This window comes from Myxococcus sp. AB025B (genome assembly GCF_006518215.1).
Lineage (GTDB): Bacteria > Myxococcota > Myxococcia > Myxococcales > Myxococcaceae > Myxococcus > Myxococcus fulvus.
In genome coordinates this window covers 1-10,186 of record NZ_SRLW01000341.1, presented here as the reverse complement: position 1 = coordinate 10,186, position 10,186 = coordinate 1, and the positions used below count along the sequence as shown (strand labels likewise).

The window sequence follows — 10,186 nt, the reverse complement described above, 5'->3', positions numbered from 1 at the left end:
CGCTCGTCGCGCCCCGCCCCGACGAGCGCGTCATCCTCAAGCACTACCCCAACAGCTTCCGCGAGACGGACCTCCAGAAGCAGCTGGGCGCGCTCGGCATCAAGCACCTCGTCGTGACGGGCATGATGACCCTCATGTGCGTGGACGCCACCGTGCGCGCCGCCGCGGACCTCGGCTACTCCGTCACCGTGCTCCACGACGCCTGCGCCGCCCGCGCCCTCGAGCTCAACGGCGTGAGCGTGCCCGCGCCCCAGGTCCACGCCGCGTTCCTCGCCGCGCTCGGCATGGCCTACGCGAAGCTGGAGGGCACGTCCGACTTCCTCGCCCGCGCGGGGCGCTGACGTCAGAGCTTCAGGCCCTCACGGATGCGCGCGACGACTTCCTCCGGCGTTGCCGAGACGTCCACCGGCAGCGCCTGCTCGGGCACCTCCAGCGTCGCCAGCTGGCTGGCCAACAACTCCGGCGGCATGAAGTGCCCATGCCGCTGCGCGAGCCTGTGCGCCAGCACCTCGCGCGGCGCGTGCAGGAACACCCACCGCGTCCGCGCCGGGTCCACCTCCAGCCGCTCGCGATAGGAGCGCTTGAGCGCGGACGAGGCCAGCACCACGTCCTCACCGCGCGCCAGCGAGCGCTCCAGCTCACCACGCACGTCCGCCAACCAGGGCCAGCGGTCCTCGTCCGTCAGCGGGATGCCCGCCGCCATCTTCGCCACGTTGGCGGCCGAGTGCAGGTCGTCCGTGTCGAGGAAGCGCCAGCCCAGGCTCCGCGCCAACGCGCGCCCCACCGTCGACTTGCCGGCCCCCGAGACGCCCATGACGATGACCACCATCCCGTGACGCCTCCATGAAACGTGGACCTCCGGACATGGTGCGACGCCTGCCGCCCGTCCGCCACTGCCTCGCGCGTCGAATGCCCGCTGCTCCACGTCCTCTCTCCCCGGGACTCCGAGCGTCGCACGCCGTGCCCCCCACCTTCCCGAGCAGCCGAGCGCCGGACACGCGCACGCGCCGCTGACAAGAGCGCGCACGCCCGCACCCGTTCCGCCGGGTCACTCGCATTGTACCGATGTCACATGGCCATCACCGACGCACAGCCCGAGGATTCCCCGCGACCTCGACCACCTCGGTCGACCCGGCGGGTCCACCCCACGGACGACCCGCCATCCCCCGCGGAGCACCCTCATGTCGCGCTCGAACACTCCACTGACCCTCTCACTCCTGCTCACCCTTGCCCTCCTGTCCCCGGGCGCGGCGCAGGCGCAGGAGGTCGAGGCCGGCCACTGCGTCCTCACGCTCGGTCGCATCGACTACGACCCCGCACTCACCTTGCTGCCCAAGAACACCACCATGACCGTGCGCGGCGTGGGCACCGGCTGCGTGGGCGTCAACGTCGCCAGCGGCGAAGAAGTCCTCGAGACCTCGTGGGTCGAGCTCGTCGGCTCCCTCACCGGCAACGCCGGGACCCTGCTGTCCAGCTACTACGGAACCATCACCACCACGTACCACTTCGCGGATGGCACCTCCCAGAGCAGCGTCATCGAGGGCTCCTGCGTGCTCGGCGTCTCCGGCATCTGTCCCATCCTCGGGGTCGTCACCAGCGGCGTCGACCAGGGGACGCTCGCCGAGTTCACCTTCATCGCGCCCAGCATCGACATCCTCGGCCCCATCCACACCCTCAACTTCCTCGATGTGGCCACCACCCGGGCCCAGCTCTCCCGGATTCGCTGAAGCCCCCGGCGTCACCCAGACCCCCTTCCAAATCCATCCAAGGTCTGGAATCCCGTCCAACGTCGGAGGTCCAGCGCGGGGCCGTCCTCGTACGGCTCCGCGCCTCCTCCGTGCTTGGGAAACGTCAGACCCCAGGGGTACGATTCTCCTCACGGTCGCCGCGATGACACGCGGCACGGAGGGGATATCAGTGGCGGACCTCGCGGACGGTGAGCAGGCGGAGATGAAGGGCTCGGGCGCCAAGCCCTACATCCTCAAGAACACCGGAGGCGTCTACTCGTGTTCCTGTCCCGCGTGGCGCAACCAGTCCATCGGCATCGAGCGGCGCACCTGCAAGCACCTGCGCAAGCTGCGCGGTGAGGACGCCGAGGCCGCCCGCGTCGGCGGCGCCGAGGCCCTCCCCAAGGCCACCCGCGTCAAGACGGCGAAGGAGACCGAGTCCGGCGAGGACGCCACCGAGAAGGCCCCGCCGCTGCTGCTCGCCCATCCGTGGGAGAACGACGTGGACCTCACGGACTGGTGGATGAGCGAGAAGCTCGACGGCGTGCGCGCGTACTGGGACGGCAAGCGCTTCTGGTCGCGCCTGGGCAACGAGTTCTTCGCGCCGGACTGGTTCACCGCGGGCCTGCCGGACTTCCCGCTGGACGGCGAGCTGTTCGGTGGCCGCAAGCGCTTCCAGCGCACGGTGAGCGTGGTGCGCCGGCAGGACAAGAGCCAGGACTGGAAGGAGCTGCTCTTCGTGGTGTTCGACGCCCCCAGCGTGGACGCGGCCTTCGAGCAGCGGCTGGAGCACTGTCGCAAGTGGGTGGATGACACGAAGCCCGGGTACGCGCGGTGGCATCCGCACGAGCGCTGCCAGGGCACGGCGCACCTGCGCGCGGAGCTGGAGCGCGTGGAGGGCCTGGGCGGCGAGGGACTGATGCTGCGTCAGCCGGGCTCGCGCTACGAGGTGGGCCGCTCGCACACGCTGTTGAAGGTGAAGAGCTTCAAGGATGACGAGGCCGTGGTGATTGGCCACGTCGCGGGCGCGGGCCGGCACAAGGGGCGGCTGGGCGCGCTCGAGGTGGAGCTGCGCAACGGCAAGCGCTTCAGCGTGGGCACGGGCCTCTCCGACGCGGAGCGCGCCTCGCCGCCGGCCATCGGCACGCTCATCACGTTCCGCTACCAGGAGCTGTCCAACGACGGCGTGCCGCGCTTCCCCTCGTACATCGGCGTGCGCATCGACGCGGCGCCTTTCAAGGCGAAGCGCTGAGCCCCGCCCGCACCGACGGGAGGCTTTCCACGGGGTGACAGGGCCCACACGGGCCCTGTCCGCTCGCGGATAGGCGGAGCGGCCCCCAGGGGCGAGCCTCCGGAGAGGGACCGGTGCGCAGGGCCTCCGGTTCATAGGGTGGCGGCGCCCGAGGGCGCGCGAGCGGCCCGGGCGCCCTCTTGCCTCGAGCCGTCCCATGTCGTCCGCCGTCTCCGAAGTCGCGCCCACGTGCGCCGTGCATCCCCTGGAGGACTCCGTCTTCGTCTGCGACCGGTGTGGCAGCTTCGGCTGCGCCGGATGTCGCGCCCACCCGGAGGCCGCCCGCTGCGCGCCGTGCGTGCGTCGGATTCGGGAGGACCCGACGGCCATGGCCCCCACGCGGCTCCTGCGAGATGCCTGCTCGCTCCTGCTCCAGCACCAGGTGCTCCTGGTGGGGCTCTTCATCCTTCAGTGGCTCTGCCTCATGGGTTCAGGGGCCCTCCTCCACCTCACCCAGAGCACCTTGCCCGGAGTCATGCTCCTGGTCGCGGCGGGGCTCGGCCTGAGCATCTTCCTCATGCGCGCGGTGGCCAGGAGGCTGCGCGAGGAGGCCGGCCTGCCAGCCCTGGACGTCAGCTCCCCATGGGTCGTCCTCGCGCGCATCCCCCTCCTGCTCCTGACGTACGTGTTGACGTTCCTCGTCATCCTGGGGGGCTCGTTCCTCCTCGTGCTGCCAGGCGTCTACATGGCGCTCTGCACGAGCCTGGCCCCCGCCGCCGTCGCAGTGGACGGCAAAGGTCCACTCGCCGCGCTCCGGTTCTCCTATCAACTCGTCCGAGGCCATCGCAGGAGGCTTCTCAGCGCACTGCTCCCAGTGCTCATCCTCATGCCCCTCTCGGACACCTTGGGCTCCCTCCTCACCGACGCGACGGAGCACCTGCCGGCGCCCTTCTCCTTCGCCGCCAACCTCGTCGCCGCCTTGATGGTCATGGCGTCGGTGAGCCTGCACCAGTTCGTCCTGGTGCTCGCCTACCAGCGACTGCTGGAGCGACAGCCCGTGTCGCCGTCATCAACGGAGAGGACCTGACATCATCCCCCGTCGGGTCCGAGTCGCTCGCCTCCAACGAAGGTGAGCGGCTCGCGTCCCACTCCCGGCGACGCCTTCGTGGTGTATCCACCGTTGACGAGAATCCTCCAACAAGCGCACTGCCCTTCGGGTGGCAGTGGATGACGGGGCACGTCCCATCACCGCCGCGAGCCTCCGCGCTTCCCCCCGCAGCCTCAATGCGCGGGGCGAGCGAGACAGACGTCCCGCAGCCGACACGCCCTCCATGCGGGCCAGGCCCCGCGAGCCCCTCTGTGCGCTAGCCGTCATCCCACTCGTGCTGCCCCGGGAGCCACGTCACACCGGCTCCCGCACCCGGTATACAGACAGGTGTCGCCCCTCCCGCCCCCGTGGGAGCCCTCCGAGCGAGGTGACCATGCACTGCGAGCGCTGCCTGTCGGAACACTCCGATGCACTGCCGTGTCCACCCGCCGCGCGTCGTCACGCCACCTCGCGCACGAGCCCTCATCGCCCCGTCACGTGGACTCCCGCCCCCTGTGACGTCCGCATCCAGCATCCCCAGGGCCTCCAGGCCCACCGCGTCGAGGTCAGCAAGGGCGGCCTGTTCCTCGGCTGCGAGGAGCCCTTCCCTCCCCTCTTCACGCGGCTGTCATTGACGCTGCGCCTGGGCGGCGAGGACTTCACCTGCGAGGGCGAGGTGGTGCGTCACGTCGACACCGCGCACGCCCGCACCTGGGGCTCCACGGCGGGCATCGGCGTGCAGCTCCAACCCCCGCCTCCCCGGCTGCGCGAGCTGCTCTCCCGGCCCCACGCCCCAGAGGACGCCGTCACTTCACCGTGAACACCCGCGAGGCGCCATAGTACGGGCGCACGCGCGCATCCCAGCCGGACTTCCACTCGCCCTCGTGGAGGATGCGGTACGTGCCCGGCGCGGCGTCGCGCGGGATGTGCCACTCCACCGTGACGTGCGAGCACCCCAGCGTGGGCACACAGCTCTCGCGCTCCCAGCGGTAGCGCGTCTCCCAGTCACCATCATCCGCCACGTCCACCCACGCGCCGATGGAGCCCTTGCGCTGCACGCGCAGATACGTCCCCTCCAGGCGCAAGTCGTTCTTCGGATGCGCGCCCCAGAACGTGACCTTCACCGAGTCCCCGCGCGCGTACGACGCCTTCGCGTCCGTGATGACGTCGCCGAACGACACCCAGAGCAGCTTGTCGTCGTACACCACGCCGGGCTGGAGGCTCGCCTGGATGAAGCGCAGGTCCGTGGGCAGGGGCCCCGGAGCAACCGGATGCCCCTCGCCGAGCGCCACCGCGAGCGAGTCGAACCCCTGCTGCAGCGCCGCGAGCGTCCACGGCCCGAAGTGCGTCGACGCCCCCTCGTAGGACTGGCGCGCGTACTCCTCGCGCGTGGAGACATAGCCCGCGTAGTCGTTGGCCAGCCCCACGATGACCACCTCCGTGATGCCCCGGGCCGAGAGCCGCTCCAGCACCGTCCGACGCAGCCGCCGCCCCGCCATCGTCGTCACCTCGAACGGCACCGCCACCAGCGCCAGCGGCCCCACCATCACCAACTGCAGCGGCAACACGTCCGGGCTCCACGGGTGAGGCAGCATCGCGCCCATCTCCAGCACGATGGGCTTCTCCCCCTGACACGGCGTGGTGGTGAGCGCGCAGGTGAACTGGCTCCACAGGTCATGGATGACGGCGCACGACGCGCCCTCCACGCCATAGCCGGGCCCGTCCTCCGCGCCCGCCAGCATCGACAGCCCAATCGCCGCGGGACACGTGCGGCGCGGCTTCCCATCCGTGTACGCGGGCGCCACGTCCACCGCGTCCATCTTCACGAAGGTGTGCCGGAAGTCCACGCCTCCTCGCAGCGGCGTCGTGGCCCGGGCCCACAGCCGCGCGGCGAAGTCGTGCTGCTTGCGCGCGGACAGCTCCGTGTCCTCGAAGTCGTCGGCCCCACCGCCCTTCGTGCCACCCAGGATGTTGGGCGTGACATCCCCCGCGTTCGCCTGCGCGAAGGCCGCGACGAACGTGTCTCCCTTGTCGTGCGCCTTCTCGAACCAGTACGAGGCCAGCCCCTTGTTGTCCCCGCTGATGAGGTGGTTGTCGTTGCCCATGGACGTCGCGTGCACGGCGAACCAGTTGATGAGCCCCACGTCGCCTCCCTCCGCTCGCGTCAGCCGCAGCAGCGTCATCCGCGTGTCCACGTCGTGGAGATAGCGGGCGCGCTCGGAGGGCGGGTTGAGCCGGTAGGCCTCCGGTGAGCGGTTGCGGCTGGCCCCCACGAGCTCCCCCGCCTCCAGCCGCAGCGTCCCCTCGCCCAGCCGCGAGTGGGCCCGGGCAATCGACGTGACGATGCCCGAGACGATGGCCTCGAAGTTCTGCGGCACGAAGCCGAACGTCGTCAGGTTGTACAAGGTGTGGTGCGAGAAGCCGCCCGGCCCCGAGTGCGTGTGCGTGGCGCCGAGCAGCACGTTGTCATTCGAATACACGGCGCCGAAGCGGGCGCGCAGCCGCTCCACCACCTGCGTCTTCACCGCCTGGAACATCATCCCCAGGTCCGCGCTGACGATGGCCACCCGGCGCCCGTTGCACGGCGAGACGATGACGAAGGCCCGCGAGCGCAGCCGCTGGTGCAGCCCCGCGGTCTGCTGCGAGAGCTGCCCGTAGCCCATCATCCCCACCTCCGCGGCGGGGCCGGTGATGTCCCCCAGGCCCGCGCCCACCAGGAAGCGCGTGTTGCCCTCGCAGTCCCTTGGCCCCATGCCCGGAGCGGCGCCCCAGGCCACCGTCCCCCAGACCAGGACCCATGCCAGCACCAGCCGGACCGGGTGTACGCGCATGCCTTCCTCCAAGGCGCCCGAGGTCGCCTTCGCCAGGGTGGAGCCTCGTCATAAGGACTCGCGCGTCCGTCCGCCCCCGTCCAGCCACTTCGCGTCGGGGGACGACACTCCGCCCCACCGCCACACGCAATCCGCACTGCCAGTGCAACCCAATGGCAGTCATGGGGACCCCACCGGGCCCCACCCGTACCTGACCCGCGCAGGGCCTACCTGCGGCAATCCCTGAGACGCCCGCACGTCCGCGGACCCCGCCCGTATCCGACCAGGAGTCCACACAAGCCCCCGTGGGCTCAGGGCTTTCAACCGCGAACACTCCACCCCGCACCGCGACGCATGGATGGAATTATCAGCAGACACTGCAAATCAATAACAGCCAACATTCGTCGCCAGGAATCCCATATTCGGCGGGAATGCGCTTTACTGCGAGTGAACCCTCGATATATCCCGGGGCAGCGAAACCCAGCAGCCCCAGCCTCCAGGAGCGAGCCATGAAGCGACTGTCGTATCTGGTTGTCCTCGCGTGCGCGGTGCTTTCCACGACGGCGTCGGCGCAGCTGTCCACGCGCTGCTTCACCGACGACCAGCTCACCACGTACACGCTGTCCCAGGGTCGCAACAACTGGTCCTTCAAGTGCGGCTACATCACCCAGGCGAAGCGGGACTTCCTGAACTCGGAGGGCGAGTACCAGGTGTACGCGAGCGGCTGTTACTCCTTCGCCGCCACGGGCCCGACGGCCACGTGCACCTTCTTCATCCCCGCGGACGAGAACGCGCCGTGCATCGCCGGGCTGGTGAAGCTGGGCACGTGCGTGACGGGTTGCTACACGGCCCAGGAGAAGGTGTCCTTCGGGGGTGAGTACTGGCCCATCGCGGACGCGTATGCGTCCGGCGTGCGCACGGTGACGGCGCTCACGAAGGACGCGTCACTGGTGGCGCCCACCACGGGCGAGCAGGCCATCCGCGCCTTCGTCGCCGGCGACACGGTGGAGGACGTGTTCGCGCTGCAGACGGTGGACGGCCGCCGCGTGGAGGTGACGTCCGAGCACCCCATGGTGCTCGCCACTGGTGAGATGGTGAAGGCCAAGACGCTCCAGGCCGGCGACGTGCTGCTCGGCGTGCGCGGCGAGAAGGTGGAGCTCCAGGACGTCTCCGTCTTCCGCTACGAGGGGACCACCTGGAACGTGCAGCCGCTCAGCAAGGAGAAGATCGAGAACGTGCTGGACGTGGAGGGCCTGCTGACGGGCTCGGTGCGCTTCCAGAACGAGTGGGCGGACGACCACTACCGGCTGTCGGTGCGTGACGAGGCCAGCGTCGACGGCCTGTAGTCACACGCAGACCCTGTCTGGACCTGCGCGAGGGCCCCCCAGGGGGGGCTCGGGTCGGGGCTCTCGCGCTTCATCGTGCTCGTCACCTCACGACAAGGACGCCATGCGAAGCATCCCAGGATGGTCCGCGCAGCCGCTGGCAGGTGTTCTCACGCGGGTGGTTTGGGGGCTGTGGGCGCTCGGAGCGCTCGGCTGTGGCCCCACGGTGGAGCCGGAGGACGCGCTCGACGCGCAGTCCCACCCGTTCGTGCCCCTGTGGCCCGAGGGTGACTTCTCCGCGCGGGTGACCCGCTACGACTACGACTTCGCCACGCAGACGGGCGAGGCGAAGTCCACGCTGTACCTGGACGTCGCGCCGCCGGGCGGTGACTGCTTCGTGGTGAACGCGCCCCAGGGGATCACCGGACTGCGCTGGAACGACGCCGAGCCGACCCGCTCGGAGTCCACCGAGCAGGGCATCCGCGTCTGCGGCCGCGGCCAGTTCGCGGGCCAGGTGAAGCTGGAGGCGCGCTACACGGTGCCCCTGGAGACGTACGACTTCACCCAGGTGGGCTTCTCGCGCCGCGCGGACAGGGGCGGCAACACCTTCTCGTATCTCTTGAGCTGGGTGGAGTCGTGCGACCGCTTCGGCCCATGCGACGACCGCACGGACCAGCTCACGCAGTACGTCTTCACCGTGAAGCACGCGACGGGCGAGCGGGTGCTGTGCCCGGGACAGCTGACGCGCCCCGACAGCACCACCACGAAGTGCACGCTGACCGGGCTCACCAAGGCCCCCACGTACTCGTCCTTCGCGGTGGCCTCCAATCCCGCGTGGCGCTCGAGCACGTTCACCGAGCAGTCCAGCAAGTTCAAGGTCGTCTTCCACGAGGTGGCCGGCGGCAAGCTCGCGTCGTCGCTGGTGGCCGCGGACGTCAAGGCGTACCTCAACTGGGTCATCGGCGAGCTGGGCCCGCTGCCGTACGGCACCGAGCTGCGCGTGGCGGGCGCGCCCACCGAGTGGCTGGGCGTGGAGCATCCCGCCAACCTCATCCTGCGCGAGGACCTGCCGGACCTCCGGCGCGACTACGCGAACATGACGATGCACACGCTGATGCACGAGGTGGTGCACCAGTGGGCGGGCAACCGCACCACGCTGTCGAGCCCGTTCGACTTCGTGTGGAAGGAGGCCATCGCCGAGTACCTCACGTACCGCTACGAGCGCCTGGGCCGCCCCGCGGGTGAGGCCGAGCAGACGCGCGCGTACTGGGACCGGCTGGCGCGCACCGCCGCGTACTACCCGCAGCCCGAGGACGACCCGGCCCCCGTCTTCCTCTCCTTCGCGTCGGACGTCTACGGCACCGGGCCCATGCTCCTGTTCCTCCAACTGGAGCCGCTGCTGGGCGAGAACATCGTCCTGCAGGCCATCAAGAACTTCCTGTCCGTCCCCGGGGACCGGAGCGTCGCGGACCTGCGCGTCGCGCTGGAGCAGGCGTCCGGCGAGGACCTGGGGCCGTACTTCGACGCGTGGGTGTATGGCGGCGGAGACCCGGACTGGCCCTTCTTCGAGGTGAGCCATGCGCTGGAGGACGGCGAGCTGACCCTCACCGCCGTCCAGCGCTCCGTGTCCGGCACGCGCTACCCCGTCTCCGTGGACGTCCTCGTGGAGGGCGCCACCGAGCGCAGGCTCGTGACGTTGAACTACGGGCTGTCGCCGCAGTCGGACACGCTGAGCGTGACGGTGCCCTTCCCGGAGCCGGTGGTGCAGGTGACGGTGGACCCCGAGAACCGCGTGGTGAACCGCCGCTTCCTCGGACTCGACGCCGAGCCGGCCCCCGCGCGCTGGCTGTTCTGATTCCTTCCAGGAGTGGAGCCATGAACGGACTTCCCGCCGACAATCCCCGGCCCCCAGCTCCCCGACGCTGGCGATGGATGGGACCGGGCCTCGCGCTCGTCGTGCTCGGAGGCACGGGCCTGTATGCGCTCGTCCATCCGCGCTCACCCTC

At 70.2% G+C, this 10,186-nt stretch carries 9 protein-coding genes; 7 read left to right on the top strand and 2 right to left on the bottom strand.

The genetic code is table 11. The features are described 5' to 3' along the window. Positions 1-341, top strand: a 341-nt coding sequence (locus FL311_RS36760; RefSeq protein ID WP_141332349.1) for an isochorismatase family protein, incomplete at its 5' end; no start/stop codon positions are given. 2 nt (positions 342-343) lie between these two features. On the opposite strand, the gene FL311_RS36755 is transcribed toward FL311_RS36760, so the two are convergent. Continuing rightward, positions 344-829, bottom strand: coding sequence for a gluconokinase (locus FL311_RS36755; protein WP_141332348.1), 486 nt, complete (start codon positions 827-829; stop codon positions 344-346). A 352-nt stretch (positions 830-1,181) separates the two neighbouring features. Here FL311_RS36755 and FL311_RS36750 point away from each other — a divergent pair, with 352 nt between their 5' ends. The 4 genes from FL311_RS36750 to FL311_RS36735 all read left to right on the top strand — a co-directional run bounded on the left by FL311_RS36750 (position 1,182) and on the right by FL311_RS36735 (position 4,865). Further along, positions 1,182-1,727, top strand: coding sequence for a hypothetical protein (locus FL311_RS36750; RefSeq protein ID WP_141332347.1), 546 nt, complete (start codon positions 1,182-1,184; stop codon positions 1,725-1,727). Positions 1,728-1,917: 190 nt separating this feature from the next. After that, positions 1,918-2,979 carry a DNA ligase gene (locus tag FL311_RS36745; protein ID WP_194869513.1) on the top strand — a complete coding sequence of 354 codons (1,062 nt, stop codon included), beginning with the start codon at positions 1,918-1,920 and terminating at the stop codon, positions 2,977-2,979. 196 nt (positions 2,980-3,175) lie between these two features. After that, positions 3,176-4,045, top strand: a complete 870-nt coding sequence (locus FL311_RS36740) for a hypothetical protein (RefSeq protein WP_141332345.1) — start codon at positions 3,176-3,178, stop codon at positions 4,043-4,045. A 394-nt stretch (positions 4,046-4,439) separates the two neighbouring features. Further along, a complete protein-coding gene (locus tag FL311_RS36735) occupies positions 4,440-4,865 on the top strand; it encodes a PilZ domain-containing protein (RefSeq protein WP_194869512.1) in 426 nt (141 codons plus the stop codon). On the opposite strand, the gene FL311_RS36730 is transcribed toward FL311_RS36735, so the two are convergent. Continuing rightward, positions 4,852-6,876, bottom strand: coding sequence for a neutral/alkaline ceramidase (locus tag FL311_RS36730; RefSeq protein WP_141332343.1), 2,025 nt, complete (start codon positions 6,874-6,876; stop codon positions 4,852-4,854). The genes FL311_RS36735 and FL311_RS36730 overlap by 14 nt on opposite strands. A gap of 488 nt (positions 6,877-7,364) precedes the next feature. On the opposite strand from FL311_RS36730, the gene FL311_RS36725 reads away from it, so the two are divergent. Further along, positions 7,365-8,201 (top strand): Hint domain-containing protein, encoded by an 837-nt coding sequence (locus FL311_RS36725; RefSeq protein WP_141332342.1) that lies wholly within the window; start codon positions 7,365-7,367, stop codon positions 8,199-8,201. Positions 8,202-8,304: 103 nt separating this feature from the next. Continuing rightward, positions 8,305-10,035 carry a M1 family aminopeptidase gene (locus FL311_RS36720; protein ID WP_141332341.1) on the top strand — a complete coding sequence of 577 codons (1,731 nt, stop codon included), beginning with the start codon at positions 8,305-8,307 and terminating at the stop codon, positions 10,033-10,035. Positions 10,036-10,186: the final 151 nt, after the last annotated feature.